This window comes from Streptomyces abyssomicinicus, assembly GCF_008974245.1.
Taxonomy (GTDB): Bacteria; Actinomycetota; Actinomycetes; order Streptomycetales; family Streptomycetaceae; genus Streptomyces; species Streptomyces abyssomicinicus.
This window is the reverse complement of record NZ_BBZI01000006.1, coordinates 409,125-425,504: the sequence shown is the minus strand read 5'-3', so window position 1 is coordinate 425,504 and position 16,380 is coordinate 409,125. Positions and strand designations below refer to the sequence as shown.

General features: G+C 72.1%; 14 protein-coding genes and 1 tRNA gene. 14 read left to right on the top strand and 1 reads right to left on the bottom strand.

All coding sequences use genetic code 11. The features are described from left to right. Position 1: 1 nt before the first annotated feature. From GBN72_RS09340 to GBN72_RS09310, 6 genes are all read left to right on the top strand, one after another. Positions 2 to 1,357 carry an FtsK/SpoIIIE domain-containing protein gene (locus GBN72_RS09340; protein ID WP_151771242.1) on the top strand — a complete coding sequence of 452 codons (1,356 nt, stop codon included), beginning with the start codon at positions 2 to 4 and terminating at the stop codon, positions 1,355 to 1,357. Between the two features lie 87 nt (positions 1,358 to 1,444). After that, a complete protein-coding gene (locus GBN72_RS09335; RefSeq protein WP_151771241.1) occupies positions 1,445 to 2,095 on the top strand; it encodes a DUF2637 domain-containing protein in 651 nt (216 codons plus the stop codon). Continuing rightward, on the top strand, positions 2,092 to 2,295 hold the full coding sequence (locus GBN72_RS09330; protein ID WP_151771240.1) for a hypothetical protein: 204 nt from the start codon (positions 2,092 to 2,094) through the stop codon (positions 2,293 to 2,295). Before GBN72_RS09335 ends, GBN72_RS09330 begins: the two co-directional genes overlap by 4 nt. A gap of 271 nt (positions 2,296 to 2,566) precedes the next feature. Continuing rightward, the gene (gene repSA / locus GBN72_RS09320) at positions 2,567 to 3,937 is read left to right on the top strand and encodes a replication initiator protein RepSA (protein WP_151771238.1); all 1,371 of its coding nucleotides are present in this window, start codon (positions 2,567 to 2,569) and stop codon (positions 3,935 to 3,937) included. A gap of 17 nt (positions 3,938 to 3,954) precedes the next feature. Then, on the top strand, positions 3,955 to 4,122 hold the full coding sequence (locus GBN72_RS09315) for a helix-turn-helix transcriptional regulator (RefSeq protein WP_164540593.1): 168 nt from the start codon (positions 3,955 to 3,957) through the stop codon (positions 4,120 to 4,122). Beyond that, positions 4,119 to 5,495 carry a tyrosine-type recombinase/integrase gene (locus GBN72_RS09310; RefSeq protein WP_151771237.1) on the top strand — a complete coding sequence of 459 codons (1,377 nt, stop codon included), beginning with the start codon at positions 4,119 to 4,121 and terminating at the stop codon, positions 5,493 to 5,495. The genes GBN72_RS09315 and GBN72_RS09310 overlap by 4 nt, the downstream gene beginning before the upstream one ends. 276 nt (positions 5,496 to 5,771) lie before the next feature. On the opposite strand, the gene GBN72_RS09305 is transcribed toward GBN72_RS09310, so the two are convergent. After that, a tRNA-Arg gene (locus GBN72_RS09305) sits at positions 5,772 to 5,843 on the bottom strand. Between the two features lie 135 nt (positions 5,844 to 5,978). On the opposite strand from GBN72_RS09305, the gene GBN72_RS09300 reads away from it, so the two are divergent. The 8 genes from GBN72_RS09300 to GBN72_RS09265 all read left to right on the top strand — a co-directional run. Beyond that, positions 5,979 to 6,431, top strand: coding sequence for a response regulator transcription factor (locus GBN72_RS09300; protein ID WP_151771952.1), 453 nt, complete (start codon positions 5,979 to 5,981; stop codon positions 6,429 to 6,431). 97 nt (positions 6,432 to 6,528) lie between these two features. Further along, entirely contained in the window at positions 6,529 to 7,716 is a 1,188-nt protein-coding gene (nrtL, locus tag GBN72_RS09295; RefSeq protein WP_151771236.1) for an ArgS-related anticodon-binding protein NrtL, read from the top strand. Positions 7,717 to 7,768: 52 nt separating this feature from the next. After that, positions 7,769 to 9,160 (top strand): diaminopimelate decarboxylase, encoded by a 1,392-nt coding sequence (gene lysA / locus GBN72_RS09290; RefSeq protein WP_151771235.1) that lies wholly within the window; start codon positions 7,769 to 7,771, stop codon positions 9,158 to 9,160. 153 nt (positions 9,161 to 9,313) lie between these two features. Further along, positions 9,314 to 10,606: a homoserine dehydrogenase gene (locus GBN72_RS09285; protein WP_151771234.1), complete on the top strand. Its 1,293-nt coding sequence runs from the start codon at positions 9,314 to 9,316 to the stop codon at positions 10,604 to 10,606. A gap of 8 nt (positions 10,607 to 10,614) precedes the next feature. Further along, positions 10,615 to 11,682, top strand: coding sequence for a threonine synthase (gene thrC / locus GBN72_RS09280; protein WP_151771233.1), 1,068 nt, complete (start codon positions 10,615 to 10,617; stop codon positions 11,680 to 11,682). Positions 11,683 to 12,071: 389 nt separating this feature from the next. After that, positions 12,072 to 12,995, top strand: coding sequence for a homoserine kinase (gene thrB / locus GBN72_RS09275; RefSeq protein ID WP_151771232.1), 924 nt, complete (start codon positions 12,072 to 12,074; stop codon positions 12,993 to 12,995). A 472-nt stretch (positions 12,996 to 13,467) separates the two neighbouring features. Continuing rightward, complete coding sequence (gene rho / locus GBN72_RS09270) at positions 13,468 to 15,546, top strand: transcription termination factor Rho (RefSeq protein WP_151771231.1); 2,079 nt, start codon at positions 13,468 to 13,470, stop codon at positions 15,544 to 15,546. Positions 15,547 to 15,868: 322 nt separating this feature from the next. Then, a partial coding sequence (locus GBN72_RS09265; RefSeq protein WP_174887098.1) for an LCP family glycopolymer transferase occupies positions 15,869 to 16,380 on the top strand: 512 nt, incomplete at its 3' end.

Genomic DNA, 16,380 nt, shown 5'->3' with positions numbered 1-16,380 from the left:
CATGCGGGAGCTCGGGCTCGTGGTCCTGGTCGTGGCCGTCGGCGCGGGGGTTCTGCGGTGGCGGCGCCCGGCCTGGTACTGGCTGACTTTCGGTGCCTTGGTCGCCATGACGCGGGTAGCTCACCGCTATGCGGGGGTGATGGAGGGCTGCGGGCTCTCCGTCCCTCCCTCCCGCTGGCGGGTAGCCCTCGCCAGGCTGCAGAAGCGGTCGGCGCCCCGGCCGCGGGTGCCGAAGGTTCTGCGGACGCGGGTGACGCGGACGGGGCTGGTGCTGCGGGTGCGGCTCTGCCCCGGGCAGGACGCACCGCAGTTCGCGCAGGCGGCGGACCGGCTGCGTCACGGCTTCGGGATGTACGGGGTGACGTCGCGGGAGGTGCGGGCCGGGGTCGTCGAGCTGCGGATGACCGCCTACGACGTCCTGAAGCGGGTGTACCTGCCGCGGGTGCGGCGTGAGCCGATGCGGGTGCCGGTAGCTCTGCGGGAGGACGGGGCTGTGCACTTCCGGGACTACCGGACGGTCCCGCACGCGCTGACGATCGGGGCGACGAAGTCGGGGAAGTCCGTCTACCAGCGTCATCTGGTCGCGGAACTGGCAGCGCAGGATGTGGCGTTGGTGGGGATCGATTGCAAGCAGGGCGTCGAGCTGTTCCCCCTCGCGCGCCGGTTCTCGGCTTTGGCGGACAACCCGGACGACGCGGCCGAGCTGCTGGACGCGCTGATCCGGCGGATGGAGGCCGTCTATCAGGTGATCCGGGCCGAGCAGCGGGTTGCGGCGAGTGTGCCGGACGCGGAGATCGCCGCCGATATCTGGGACCTGCCCGCCGACCGGCGCCCCACGCCGGTGGTGGTCCTGGTGGACGAGGTCGCCGAGCTCGCCCTGTTCGCGAGCAAGGAGGAGGAGAAGCGGCGGGACCGGATCGTCACCGCCCTGGTCCGTCTCGCCCAGCTCGGCCGTGCGGCCGGCATCTACCTGGAGGTGTGCGGGCAGCGCTTCGGCTCCGAACTCGGCAAGGGCATCACCATGCTCCGCGCCCAGCTCACCGGCCGCACCGCCCACCGCGTCAACGACGAAGCCTCCGCCAAGATGGCCTTCGAGGACATCTCCGCCGACGCCGTCCAGGCCGCCACCCAGATCAGCACCCGCATACCCGGCCTCGCCGTCGCCGGTGACTCCTCCGGCGGCTGGGCCCGCATCCGCGCCCCCCACATTTCACTCAGGCACGCGGTCGACGTCTGCAACAAGCACGCCCACCGCACACCACAGATCCCGGAACTCGCGCTCTTCCGGCCGACGTTCGACGTCGTCGCCCCGCAGCGCGGGCCGCTGGCCAAGGCCGCGGCCTCCAGCACGGCCTGACTCTCTTCACCCCTCCCGGTCGGCGCAACCGCCCTCGTGCGCCAGGTCCCTACCCGACGCATGCCTTAAACCGAAGGAGACGACCTCGTGTCCCGGATCCGCCTCGACGCCGTCCTGGTCCAGGCCCTCATCGCCGGTGCGCTGTCCTTCGCCCACCTCCACGACCTCGCTGCCGCGGCCGGACAAGACGACTGGAAGGCGTGGGCCTACCCGGTCTCCGTCGACCTGCTGATGGTCGCGGCCTGGCGACGCCTGCGAACCGGGGGCTCCTCGCGGCTGGTGTGGTTCTGGTTCCTCACCGCCCTGGCCGCCTCCCTCGGCGCCAACATCGCCACCGCCGGACTCCTCAACCTGGACGACCCGCCCACCTGGCTGCGGCTCGGGGTCGCCGGATGGCCGGCACTCGCCTTCCTCGGCGGCACCCTCCTCGCCCACGGCCACCACCACGAGCACGCCGAACCCGGCGGCGAAGTGAGCGCGGAGACCGACGAACCAGAGCCGGTCCTGGAGGTCCCTGCAGAAGCACCGGTACTGGAGCCCCTGCCGACAGCAACGGCTCCAGCCGCACCGCCGCCGGTTGCCGTTCCAGATGTGCCGCCCGCACTCGTGGCACACGCCCGCCGCTTGGCCGAGGAGCACCACACCCGCACCGGCCACCGGATCGACCTCAACACCCTCCGCGCCCGGCTCGGCGTCCCCGCGCCGCTCGCCGAGGCCATCGCCACCCAACTCGGATGAACAAGAGAGGCAGCAACACCATGCGTCCACACCTGCAACGCCTGCTCGAGCGGGCTGCCCGAGCAGCCCGAGAAGGCCGACACTCCGAAGCCATTTCATGCGGCGAGGCCGCCATCTTCCGCGCCGCGAACCAACAAGAGGCCGACGAGATCGCCGAGTGGCTGCAGGACCACGCCCAGGACTTCCACCCCGGGCAGTAACCCGGCCCCCGGGCGGCACGCAACCGCCAAGAAGCAGCCGTCCGGGAGCCGTCCCTTACCTAACCGAGAGATCCGGAAGGACCACCAAGCATGACGTACTCGTCCCACCCGGCGTGGCGCATCTGCCGAGCATGTGACGGATTCGCCGCCGTGGCCGTCACCGTCGCAGGCCGGGATCGCCGCGGACTCCTGCGTACCAAGGCAGTGCCCTGCCTTGCCTGCCGCGGAGCCGGACGCACCCCTGTCACTTCGAAGCGACAGGAGACGGTCCGTGCCTAGCGACCTCGACACCCTCACCCTCGGCGACCTGCTCCGCGTGGCATCGGCCGACGGCTTCGACCGCTGGCGCGACCAGGTCCACCGCACCGGAGGCTGCGCGAACCCGATCCACCTGTCCGGCTGGACCGCCACCCAGGACAAGACGAGCGGCGACACCCTGCACCGCTACTCGACCGACGCCGAGCCGGGCGGGCGTCTGCGGATCGCATGCGGCAACCGGAGGGCCTCCCGCTGCCCCTCCTGCGCCTGGACCTACGCGGGCGACACCTTCCACCTCATCCGCGCCGGCCTCGCCGGAGATGACCGCCGCGCCATCCCGGCCACCGTCCGCGAAGGACCTCGGGTCTTCCTCACCCTCACCGCACCGTCCTTCGGCCCGGTCCACAACCGGCCCGCCTCCGGACGCTGCCGCTGCGGCACTCAGCACACCGAAACCGACCCGGCCCTGGGCACGCCGCTCCACCCGGACCGCTACGACTACGAGGGTGCCGTCCTCTTCAACAACCTGGCCGGCCAACTCTGGCACCGCTTCACCAACCGCCTGCGCCGCGAACTCGCCCTCGCCGCAGGCATCACCCGCCGCGAACTCCCCGAGTACCTGCGGCTGTCCTACGCCAAGGTCGCCGAGTTCCAGAAACGCGGAGCCGTCCACTTTCACGCCGTGGTCCGGCTCGACGGCCCCGCAGGACCAGGAAGCCGACCTCCGGCCTGGGCCACGACCGAACTCCTCACCGCCGCGATCAAGGCCGCAGCGGCCCACCCCTACACGACCGTCACCCTCCCGCCCGCCGCCGACCGGCCCGAGCGCCACTTCCAGTGGGGCGCCCAGCTCGACGTCCGCTCCATCCACGCCTTCGGCGACGACACCGACGACGTCACCGAGCAGGCCGTCGCCTCCTACATCGCCAAGTACGCCACCAAGGCCGCCGAGACCACCGGCACCCTGGACCGCCGCATCGGCGAACTCGGCGAGCTCGACCGCCACCAGGTCCCGCCCCACGCCCGCCGCCTCATCACAGCCTGCAAGACCCTCGACCCCCTCTACCCCGACCGCCGTCTGTGGGCCTGGGCCCACATGCTCGGCTTCCGCGGCCACTTCAGCTCCAAGTCCCGCCGCTACTCCACCACCCTCGGCGTCCTCCGCCAGGCCCGCGCCGACTACCGCTCCGCCCAGGAACACGCCGCCCTCGGCCTCGAGGACCGCGACCCCGACACCACCCTCGTCCTCGCCGACTGGCGCTACGCCGGCCACGGCCACAGCCCCGGCGAATCCGTCCTCGCCGCCACCATCGCCCGTGGCATCGCCCTCAACCGACGCACCGCCCGCGAAGAACTCGCCGCGTCGTCCCAGAAGGGAGCGTGACCGTGAAAGACGAGCTGATGACCGTCCCGCAGGTCCTCGCCGAACTGGGAGGAATCTCGCGGCGGACGTTCTACCGCTGGCGCGAGCTCGGCAACGGCCCGGCCGCCTTCAAGCTGCCCAACGGCGAGCTGCGGGTGTGGCGGAGCGACTTCATGACCTGGCTGCGGCAACTGGAGTCGGCATGAAGTCGCTGGACGTGAAGGTCTGGGGCATCCGCAAGCGCGCGACCCAGAAGAGCTCGTACGACGTCCGCTGGCGCGTGGCGGGGAAGGTCTTCTCCGAGCAGTTCCGCACGAAGGGCCTCGCGGAGAGTTTCCGGACCAAGCTGCTGTGGGCCACGCGGGAGGGCGAGGAGTTCGACACGGAGAGCGGCCTCCCGGCCTCGATGGACGAGAAGAAGCCGTCGCTCACCTGGTACGAGTTCGCCTTGCGGTACCTGGCGATGAAGTGGCCACACGCCGCCCCGAACACCAGGGACGCGATCAACGAGGCGTTGGCCTCGGTCACCCTCGGCTTCCTCACCGAGCGGCCAGGGCGGCCGACGGACACGGAGATCCGGCGGGCCCTGCGCAATTGGGCCTTCGTGCTGCCCGGGCCCGATGCCCGGGACGACGTTCCCGACGACGTGCTCAACGTCCTGCGCTGGGTTGCCAAGGCATCCCGCCCACTCGCCGAGCTGGCGGAGCCCGCCACCGCGCGGGCAGTCCTTGACTCGCTGAAGCTCAAGCTGGACGGGAGGGCCGCTGCGGCCGAGACCGTGCGACGGAAGCGGCGGACCTTCGTCAACGCGATCAACTACGCCGTCGATCTGGGTGAGTTCCAGGAGAACCCGGTGACGGCCGTGCGGTGGCAGAAGCCGAAGGTGTCCGGGGAGGTGGATCCCCGGGTGGTCGCCAACCCGGTGCAGGCGCGGAATCTGCTGGCCGCAGTGTCGTACGTCGGGGGGTACCGCCGGGCTCGGGGCCGGCGCCTGGTCGGGTTCTTCGCCGCGATGTACTACGGCGGCCTGCGTCCGGCCGAGGCGGTGGGGCTCTCGGAGAGCGACCTGGTGCTCCCGGCTCAGGGGTGGGGGAGTGCCACCCTGCACCGCACCCGACCCACGGCGGGGAGGCAGTGGACCGACTCGGGGGAGACGCACGACGACCGCGGCCTGAAGAACCGGCCGGTCGAGGAGGTGCGCCGGGTGCCGCTGCCGCCGCAGTTGGTGGCGGAGTTCCGGGAGCACCTGGAGACGTTCGGCACGGCTGCGGACGGGCGGCTGTTCTTCACGGAGAAGGGGTCGGTCGTGCCCTCGTCGACGTACTACCGCGTCTGGCAGGAGGCCCGCCTCCTGGCGCTGCCCCCGGCTGCGGCCGCCTCACCGCTGGCGGCCCGACCGTACGACCTCCGCCACTCCGCGCTCTCGACCTGGCTCAACGCCGGCGTCGACCCGACCGAGGTGGCGGAACGGGCGGGCAACTCCGTGGAGGTGCTGCTGGGCCGGTACGCGAAGTGCCTCGACGGGCGCCAGGAGGTGGCGAACAGCCGGATCGAGAGGCTGCTCAGCGAGTACGACTGAGGTCCGCGGTGTGCCCTGGGACACCCGCAGACCCTCACCCACATCAGCCCCCCGGTGGCCCCGGGGGGCTCGCTGCGCTTCGTGCTCGGCCACGGGCCGTCGGAAATTCAGCAGTTGACCTGCGGAAACGCTGACCGGCCCTGTCCACGAATAGTCCACAGACCCTGTCGCAGGGCCACTTCCGGCGGCACACGGCTGCACTCGCACCGGACGCACGCAAAAGCCCCGCCTCAGCGTTTTCGCTGGTGGCGGGGCTTCCTGGCACCTCATACAAGGTGCCCCCGGCAGGATTCGAACCTGCGCACACGGCTCCGGAGGCCGTTGCTCTATCCCCTGAGCTACGGGGGCGTGTCGTCCGCGTTCGCGTTCGTTGCGGTGACGGGTAGAACACTACCAGCTGATCGCGGGTGGTCGTGAACGGGTTTCGACAGGGCGCCTGGTGGTGGGTGGAGGCACTCCGTGTCCTGTCCGGTACGGGCGGAAGTGCGGAAAACCGGGACGGGGGCTGCACCCCGTGCCTACTCTCTAGTTGTGGCGGGCGCTTCCGGCCGGATCCTTGTCGTCGACGACAGCGAGGTGATCCGGCAGCTGATCAGGGTCAATCTCGAGCTGGAAGGGTTCGAGGTGGTGACCGCGGCCGATGGTGCCGAGTGTCTTGAAGTGATCCATCAGGTGCGCCCGGACGTCGTCACGCTGGACGTCGTGATGCCGCGGCTCGACGGGCTCGGGACGGCGGCGCGGCTGAGGTCGGATCCCGGGACGCGTGATCTGCCTCTCGCCATCGTGAGCGCGTGCAGCCGTCCCGAGGTGGAGGCGGGGCTGGACGTCGGGGTCGACGCGTTCGTGGCGAAGCCGTTCGAGCCGGCCGAACTCGTCGGGGTGGTGCGGGGGTTGATGGAGAGGGCGCGGCGGGCTTCGTCAAGCGGCGGAAACTGAGACGTGCACACCCAAAGGGGACACGGGTTGTCCGGATGGCGGGACCCCGCTGAATCAGGTCGACCTACCCCGCCCCGGCTCCCCTAATCTGGTCCACGTGACCCCCGTCGAGCTCTCGCACACCGTGCTTCACGCGGTGCGTTCCGCCGTGGACGAGGGCGAGCTGACGGTGGCCGTGCCCGAGACCGTCAAGGTCGCCCCGCCCGGCCCCGGGGGCTGCGGGGACTACGCGACCAACGTCGCGCTGCGGCTGGCGCGGCCCGCGGGGCGCCCCGCCGCGGAGGTGGCGGAGGTGCTGCGCACCCGCCTGCTGCGGGCGAGTGGCGTGCGCGACGTCGCCGTCACCGGGCCCGGGTTCCTCAACATCAGCCTGGCTGGGGACGCCGACGTGGCGCAGGTCCGCCGGATCGTTGCCCAGGGCCCGCGCTACGGCCACGGGGACGGGCTCGCCGGCCGGACGGTCACCCTGCGCGTTCCCCGCGAGATCCGCGCCGAGGTCGTCGCCGAGGTCACGGCCCGGCTGATCGAGGCCCAGGGCGGCCGGGCGCACGTGGAGCACGCGGCGCCTGCCGCACACGAGGAGCCCGCGGCGCCCGCCGCCCACGCGGCCCGCACCCCGCGCCCCGCCCCCGTCGACATCCGCCCCGTCCCCGCCCCCGGCGACCCCGCCCCCCTCGGCCCCGCCGCCGCCCGCTGGGCGCTGCTGCACCCCGCGCCGCACGATCGACCGAGCCTTGGCGGCGAGCACCTGGTGCAGCGGGAGGGCAACCCCCTGTTCCGTGTCCGGTACGCGCACGCCCGTACCCGCGCCACCGCGCGCAACGCCGCGCAGCTCGGCTTCACCGCCGAGCCCGGCCCCACGGACGGCCCCCTGAGCAGCGCCACGGACGCCCCCGTGAACCGCCCCGTGAGTAGCCCCACGGACGCCGCCGTGAACCGCCACACGGACGCCCCCGTACACACCGAGGCAGACGGCAACGCAGGCACCGACGCGGTGGCCGCGGCGCGTACCGCCCCCGCCGCCCCCCTCCTCCGCGCCCTCGCCGACCACCCCCGCGTCCTCGCGCGGGCCGCCCGGGACCACGCCCCGGACCGGCTGGCCCGGCACCTGGTGACGGTCGCCGACGCCACGCTGGAGTTCCTGACGTACGCCCCGGTGCTGCCGACGGGGGAGGAGAAACCCTCGGCCGCCCACCGTGCCCGGCTCGCGCTCGCCGAAGCCGCCGGGACGGTGCTGGCCGGTGGCCTCGACCTGCTCGGCATCGACGCACCCGAACATCTCTGACCAGGCGAGACAGAAGCCGGCCGGAGCCGAAGAGAGACGCAGAGACGCAGACATGAGCCGTTCCGCACACCCCGCAGGGCCCCGTCACGCCGACGTCCTCACCGAGGGCCACTACACCGCCCCGCCCACCGACCTCAACGCCCTCGACCCCAAGGTCTGGGCGGGCTCGGTGACGCGTGACGAGGACGGCGCCGTCCGCGTGGGCGGGGTCGACGTCCGGGAGATCGCCCGGGAGCACGGCACCCCGGCCTACGTGATGGACGAGGACGACTTCCGGGCGCGCGCCCGCGCCTGGCGGGAGGCGTTCGGCGAGGGCGCCGACGTGTACTACGCCGGCAAGGCGTTCCTGTCGAAGGCCGTGGTGCGGTGGCTGCACGAGGAAGGGCTGAACCTCGACGTCTGCTCCTCCGGCGAGCTGGCGACCGCGCTGGCCGCCGGGATGCCCGCCGGGCGGATCGCGTTCCACGGCAACAACAAGTCGCTCGCCGAGATCGAGCGGGCGGTGACCGTCGGGGTCGGGCACATCGTGCTCGACTCGTTCCAGGAGATCGTGCGGGTCGCCCACGTCGCCCAGTCGCACGGGGTGCGGCAGAAGGTGCTGATCCGCGTCACCGTCGGCGTCGAGGCTCACACCCACGAGTTCATCGCCACCGCGCACGAGGACCAGAAGTTCGGCATCCCGCTGGCCGGCGGGCAGGCCGCCGAGGCGGTGCGCCGGGCGCTGAAGCTGGACGGGCTGGAGCTGGCCGGCATCCACAGCCACATCGGGTCGCAGATCTTCGACATGGCCGGGTTCGAGGTCGCCGCGCGGCGGGTCGTCGGGCTGCTGGCCGAGATCCGCGACGAGCACGGGGTCGAGCTGCCCGAGATCGACCTGGGCGGCGGCCTGGGCATCGCCTACACGAGCGACGACGACCCGCAGGGGCCGCACGAGATCGCCAAGTCGCTCGGCGAGATCGTCGCCCGCGAGTGCGAGGGCGCCGGGCTGGCCGTGCCGCGGATCTCCGTGGAGCCGGGACGGGCGATCGTCGGGCCCACCGCCTTCACGCTGTACGAGGTGGGGACGTTGAAGCCGCTCGACGGGCTGCGGACGTACGTGTCGGTGGACGGCGGGATGTCGGACAACATCCGCACCGCGCTCTACGACGCCGAGTACTCCGTCGCCCTCGTCTCGCGGACCAGCGACGCCGAGCCGATGCTCGCCCGCGTGGTCGGCAAGCACTGCGAGAGTGGTGACATCGTGGTCAGGGACGCGTTCCTGCCGGCCGACCTCGCGCCCGGTGACCTGATCGCGGTGCCCGCCACCGGCGCCTACTGCCGCTCCATGGCGAGCAACTACAACCACGTGCTGCGCCCGCCGGTGCTCGCCGTCAGGAACGGTGACACCCGGGTGATCGTCCGCCGTGAGACGGAGGAGGACCTGCTCCGTCTCGACGTCGGGTGACGTCGGGTGAAGTGAGGACGTCCGGCGGAAAAGCCGCTGGAAACCCGGGAAGATCCCGGAAACCTGGGTCTCAGGATCCGGACGAATGGAAGATTTTTCCGTCCGGTGCCTGAGACTGGACAACCGTTGACCGGTATGAGGAAACGAGGTCGGATGATGCGTACGCGTCCGCTGAAGGTGGCGCTGCTGGGCTGTGGAGTGGTCGGCTCAGAGGTGGCGCGCATCATGACGACGCACGCGGCCGACCTCGCCGCGCGGATCGGCGCGCCGGTGGAGCTGGCCGGTGTCGCCGTCCGCCGTCCGGACAGGGTCCGGGCCGGGATCGACCCCTCGTTGGTCACCACCGACGCGACCGCCCTGGTCAAACGGGGGGACATCGACGTCGTCGTCGAGGTGATCGGCGGGATCGAGCCGGCCCGGACGCTGATCACCACCGCGTTCCAGCACGGCGCCTCCGTGGTGTCCGCGAACAAGGCGCTCATCGCGCAGGACGGCGCGGCGCTGCACGCGGCGGCCGAGGAGCAGGGCCGGGACCTGTACTACGAGGCGGCGGTGGCGGGTGCCATCCCGCTGATCCGGCCGCTGCGCGAGTCGATGGCCGGCGACAAGGTCAACCGAGTGCTGGGCATCGTCAACGGCACGACGAACTTCATCCTCGACAAGATGGACACCACGGGCGCCGGCTACCAGGAGGCGCTGGACGAGGCGACCGCGCTGGGGTACGCCGAGGCGGACCCGACGGCCGACGTCGAGGGCTTCGACGCCGCGGCCAAGGCCGCGATCCTGTCCGGCATCGCCTTCCACTCCCGGGTCCTCCTCGACGACGTGTACCGCGAGGGCATGACCGAGGTGACCGCCGCGGACTTCGCCTCCGCCAAGGAGATGGGCTGCACCATCAAGCTGCTCGCCATCTGCGAGCGGGCGGCGGACGGCGGCTCGGTCACCGCGCGGGTGCACCCCGCGATGATCCCGCTCACCCACCCGCTCGCCTCGGTGCGCGGCGCGTACAACGCGGTGTTCGTGGAGTCCGAGGCGGCCGGGCAGCTGATGTTCTACGGGCCGGGCGCGGGTGGTTCGCCCACCGCCTCGGCCGTGCTGGGCGACCTGGTCGCGGTCTGCCGCAACCGGCTGGCCGGGGCCACCGGTCCCGGTGACTCCGCGTACGCGGCGCTTCCGGTGTCGCCGATGGGCGAGGTGGTCACGCGGTACCACATCAGCCTGGACGTCGCCGACAAGCCGGGCGTGCTCGCCCAGGTGGCCACTGTTTTTGCCGAGCACGGAGTGTCGATCGACACCGTGCGTCAGCAGGGAAAGGACGGCGAGGCCTCCCTCGTCGTCGTCACCCATCGTGCGTCCGACGCCTCGCTCAGCGGGGTCGTCGAGGCGCTGCGCGGCCTGGACACCGTCCGGGGCGTCGCCAGCATCATGCGGGTCGAAGGAGAGTAGGCGGAGTCATGACTCAGACTCACCAGTGGCGCGGAATCATCGAGGAGTACCGGGACCGGCTTCCGGTCTCCGACACGACGGAGGTCGTGACGCTCCGCGAGGGCGGTACGCCGCTCGTGCCCGCGCAGGTGCTCTCCGAGCGCACCGGTTGCGAGGTACACCTCAAGGTCGAGGGTGCGAACCCGACGGGTTCGTTCAAGGACCGCGGGATGACGATGGCGATCACGCGGGCCAAGGAGGAAGGCGCGAAGGCGGTCATCTGCGCGTCCACCGGCAACACGTCGGCCTCGGCCGCCGCCTACGCGGTGCGCGCCGGCATGGTGTGCGCGGTGCTGGTGCCGCAGGGGAAGATCGCGCTCGGCAAGATGGGCCAGGCGCTGGTCCACGGCGCGAAGATCCTCCAGGTCGACGGCAACTTCGACGACTGCCTCACGCTGGCGCGGTCGCTGTCCGACAACTACCCGGTGGCGCTGGTCAATTCGGTGAACCCGGTGCGGATCGAGGGGCAGAAGACCGCTGCCTTCGAGATCGTGGACATGCTGGGCGACGCCCCCGACGTGCACGTGCTGCCGGTGGGCAACGCGGGCAACATCACCGCGTACTGGAAGGGCTACCGGGAGTACGCCGCGGACGGGCTCGCCACGCGCAAGCCGCGGATGTGGGGCTTCCAGGCGTCCGGCAGCGCGCCGCTGGTGCGCGGCGAGGTCGTCAAGGACCCGCAGACCATCGCCACGGCGATCCGGATCGGCAACCCCGCGTCCTGGGAGTACGCCGAGGCGGCGCGGGACGACTCGGGCGGCCTGATCGACGAGGTGACGGACCGTGAAATCCTGCGGGCGTACCGGCTGTTGGCCTCGCAGGAGGGCGTCTTCGTCGAGCCGGCGTCGGCGGCGTCGGTGGCCGGTCTGCTGAAGGCGACCGAGGCCGGCCTGGTCGACCCGGGCCAGCGGATCGTGTGCACCGTGACCGGCAACGGGCTCAAGGACCCCGACTGGGCGGTCATGGGCGCGCCGACCCGCCCGGAGGTCGTGCCGGTGGACGCCGCCGCGGCGGCGGAGCGGCTCGGCCTCGTCTGAGGCACCCGGCCCGGAAACGGTGGGCACGGGGCGGGGGAGCGTCGCACGACGTTCCCCCGCCCCGCGCCTGTACCGGGGCGGCCGGTGCCCGCACCGCCGCCGGTCCGGTGCCCGCCAGGCGGTTCGTCCGGTGCCGCCCCGCCGCCGGTGCCGCCCCGTCGGCGCCGCCGCCCGGCCCGTCGCTCGTCCCGTCCCCGCCCCGGCGGGGAGTTGGCGTGAATCGACACGCACCGTGCGCCTCCTGTGCGCCCTATGTCGCCGGGGAAGCATCCTTCGATAGTCTGTACTGAACCAGCCCGCCGCATATGCCGTGCTCGGTTCCGACGCGTTCGCGTCCCGCGAAGTCCCGCGTCTTCCAGCGTCCTGCAGTCAAGGAGAGTCATCCAGCGATGGCCGGTCCCGCCTTCCGAGCCGCCGCCGTCCGCGTGCGCGTGCCCGCAACCAGCGCAAATCTCGGACCGGGGTTCGACGCCCTGGGTCTTTCGCTGGGGCTCTATGACGACGTTGTCGTCCGGGTGGCCGATTCCGGACTGCACATCGACATCGCCGGCGAGGGCAGCGACAACCTGCCGCGCGACGAGAAGCACCTGCTGGTGCGCTCGATGCGCGCCGCGTTCGACGCGCTCGGCGGGCAGCCCCGCGGGCTGGAAATCGTCTGCGCCAACCGCATTCCGCACGGCCGTGGCCTCGGTTCCTCCTCCGCCGCGATCTGCGCCGGAATCGTCGCCGCCCGCGCGGTGACCATAGGCGGCGAGCACCGTCTCGACGACGACGCGCTGCTGGAACTCGCCACCGAGATCGAGGGCCACCCCGACAACGTCGCCGCCTGCCTGCTCGGCGGATTCACCCTTGCGTGGATGGAGGGCGGCGTCGGCCGCGCCGTCCGCAGCGAGCCTTCGGATTCCATCGTTCCGGTGGTTTTCGTTCCCGGAAAGCCGGTACTGACCGAGACCGCGCGGGGTCTGCTCCCGCGCAACGTCCCGCATGTCGACGCGGCCGCCAACGCCGGCCGTGCCGCGCTGCTCGTCGAGGCCCTCACCAGGCGCCCCGAGCTGCTGATGCCGGCCACCGAGGACCGCCTCCACCAGGAATACCGCGCCCCGGCCATGCCGGAGAGCGCCGCCCTGGTGGAGCGGCTGCGCGCCGACGGAATTCCCGCCGTGATCTCCGGCGCGGGCCCCACCGTACTGGCGCTGGCCAGCGAGGAAACGGCCCAGAAGGTGGAGATGTCGGCGGGCGAGGGCTGGGCCGCGAACCGGCTGGGCCTGGATCTGTCGGGCGCGAGCGTGCTGCCGCTGGCGGCCGCCGCATGAACGGCCGTGTTCCCGGATAAGCAGTGACCGGGGATGTGTACGAGCGCGCATTCAGGCGATTGCCGGATGTGGAGAGGGGGAATGTTTGTGGGATCCGGTAGTGTTAATGTCAAGTCCGCACCCGACCACCCGAGCGTGGCGAGGTGCTTCACGTCCCCGTCCGGGACAGACATTCTTCCGGGAGTCTCCCAAGCCGCACTGTGTTTCGTACGGTACGTAGTACGCGGGCAGCAACCCGTACGCGAATACTGAGCAGCTCCCAGGGCACGCTCCGGAACCGGTGCGCCCGAGCCACGTGACACGAATTTCGTCGTCGCCGTCGCGGGGAGCGCCACCAATCACCAGTTGTTTTCCTCCGCCGCTGTTGCGGACCACCGCCCCGGACCGGTCCATTCGATCAGGACCGATTCCGGACAGCACAACCGGTCGCCGAGCCAGACAGGCCGACGCCCGCTCCAGGGAAGGACCCTTCGTGAGCGACACCACCGATCTGATGGGCGCACGTGTCGACGAGACCGCTGCCGCGCCCGCCACGGACGCCTCCACGCCTGCCAGCGGTGCCGGCTCGCGGCGGCGTCGCGGTACCGGCCTCGAGGGCATGGTGCTGGCCGAACTGCAGCAGGTCGCCTCCGGCCTCGGCATCAGGGGCACGGCGCGGATGCGCAAGAGCCAGCTGATCGAGGTCATCAAGGAGGCCCAGGCCTCCGGGGGCGCCCCCGCCAAGGCGGCCGCGTCCGGTACCGACAGCGAGGCGAAGCCCAAGCGCCGCACCACGTCGCGCACCCGTACGGGTGAGGAGTCGGCCGCCGAGAAGGCGCAGATCCCCGGCCAGCCCTCGCCCAAGGCCGAGGCCGCGAAGACCGAGGCCGAGCAGGAGCCGAAGAGCGACGAGCAGCCGGCCGAGCGCCGCCGTCGCCGCGCCACCGCCGAGGCGGGCAGCCCCGAGACCGTCACCGCCGAGGCCAAGGCCGAGGCTCCGGCCGCCGACAAGGGCGACCGTGGCAGAAGTGACAGTGCCAAGAGCGACGCGCGCGGTGACAAGAACGACGTGAAGACCGAAACCAAGCAGGACACCGGCGACCGGACGCAGGGCGAGCGGGGCGACTCCGCCGACGCCGAGGGCCGTTCGGGCCGCACGCGCGACCGGGACCGCAACCGCAACCGCGGTGACCGTGAGCGCGGCGACCGCGGTGACCGCGGCGACCGCCGCAAGGGCGACGACCAGCAGGGCGGCGGCCAGGGCGGCCGGCAGAACCAGCAGGGCGGCGGCGCCCAGGGCCGTGACCGCGACCGTCAGCAGCAGCAGGACGACGACGACTTCGAGGGCGGCCGCCGTGGCCGCCGGGGCCGCTACCGCGACCGCCGTGGCCGCCGTGGCCGCGACGAGATCGCCGAGCCGCAGGTCGCCGACGACGACGTGCTGATCCCCGTCGCGGGCATCCTCGACATCCTCGACAACTACGCGTTCATCCGGACCTCCGGCTACCTGCCGGGCCCGAACGACGTGTACGTCTCCCTCGCCCAGGTCCGCAAGAACGGCCTGCGCAAGGGCGACCACGTCACCGGCGCGGTCCGTCAGCCGAAGGACGGCGAGCGCCGCGAGAAGTTCAACGCGCTGGTCCGCCTGGACTCCGTCAACGGCATGGCGCCCGAACACGGCCGCGGCCGACCGGAGTTCAACAAGCTGACGCCGCTCTACCCGCAGGACCGGCTCCGCCTGGAGACCGACCCGGGCGTGCTGACCACGCGGATCATCGACCTCGTGTCGCCGATCGGCAAGGGCCAGCGCGGTCTGATCGTGGCCCCGCCGAAGACCGGTAAGACCATGATCATGCAGGCGGTCGCCAACGCGATCACCCGCAACAACCCCGAGTGCCACCTGATGGTCGTCCTGGTCGACGAGCGTCCGGAAGAGGTCACCGACATGCAGCGGTCGGTCAAGGGCGAGGTCATCTCCTCGACCTTCGACCGCCCGGCCGAGGACCACACGACCGTCGCCGAGCTCGCCATCGAGCGCGCCAAGCGCCTGGTCGAGCTGGGCCACGACGTGGTCGTCCTGCTGGACTCGATCACCCGACTGGGCCGCGCCTACAACCTGGCCGCCCCGGCCTCCGGGCGCATCCTGTCCGGTGGTGTCGACTCCACGGCGCTGTACCCGCCCAAGCGCTTCTTCGGCGCCGCGCGCAACATCGAGGACGGCGGTTCGCTGACCATCCTCGCCACCGCGCTGGTGGACACCGGGTCCCGCATGGACGAGGTGATCTTCGAGGAGTTCAAGGGCACCGGCAACATGGAGCTCAAGCTCGACCGGAAGCTCGCCGACAAGCGCATCTTCCCGGCCGTCGACGTCGACGCCTCCGGCACCCGTAAGGAAGAGATCCTGCTGGGCGCCGAGGAGCTGGCGATCGTCTGGAAGCTGCGGCGCGTGCTGCACGCCCTGGACCAGCAGCAGGCCATCGAGCTGCTCCTCGACAAGATGAAGCAGTCGAAGTCGAACGCCGAGTTCCTGATGATGATCCAGAAGAACACGCCGAACCCCAGCGGCGACTGAGGACGGCGCCGGCACACCACCGGCGGTCGAAGGGCCGCCCCGCGCATCGCGCGGGGCGGCCCTTCGCCGTGCGCGGGCACGAGCCCGGCGCGGTTTCCCACCCCCGGGACCGCAGGGGCGGCGCGAGAGCTTCCCCACAGCGGGCGCGCCGCCGGTGATCGCGATCCGGTGCGGGAACGCGCAGGTGGGAGGCGGTGCGCGCGGCCGCGCGGCGGGTGGGCCGGTGGTCGTCCGGGCACGGAGCGCACACCCCCCGTGTGCGAATCTTTCGGCTTCGCCCGGCACGGGTACACCGTCCAACCGAGAGGCCCAGAGGATCCAGATGTCAGCCGAGAGCACGCCGCCGCCCGGCATACCGGAGGAGAACCCCGGCAGGCCCGGCACCGGGCGCGCGAAAACACGCGGCGGGGGCAAGGGCCGCCGCCGCAGGCCCCGCACCCCCCGGCAGCGGGCGCTGCGCGCCGCCGCCTGGAGCGCCGCCGCCGTCGTGGCGCTCGGCGGCGCGGGACTCGGCTACGTGTACACGCAGCTCAACGGCAACATCGAGAGCATCGACATCGACCGCGTCCTCGGCTCCGCGCGCCCCGCCGACACCGACAACGGGTCGCAGGACATCCTCGTGCTCGGCTCCGACAGCCGCTCCGGCGGCAGCAACAAGCGGCTCGGCGGCGGCGCGGCGGACGGCGGGGCCCGCGCGGACACGGCGATGCTGGTCCACGTCCACAAGGGCCGCACCGCGGCCAGCGTGGTGTCCATACCGCGCGACACCCTCGTCGACCGGCCCTCGTGCGTCGACCGGTCCGGACAGCGGCAGCCCGCCGAGAAGATCGGAAG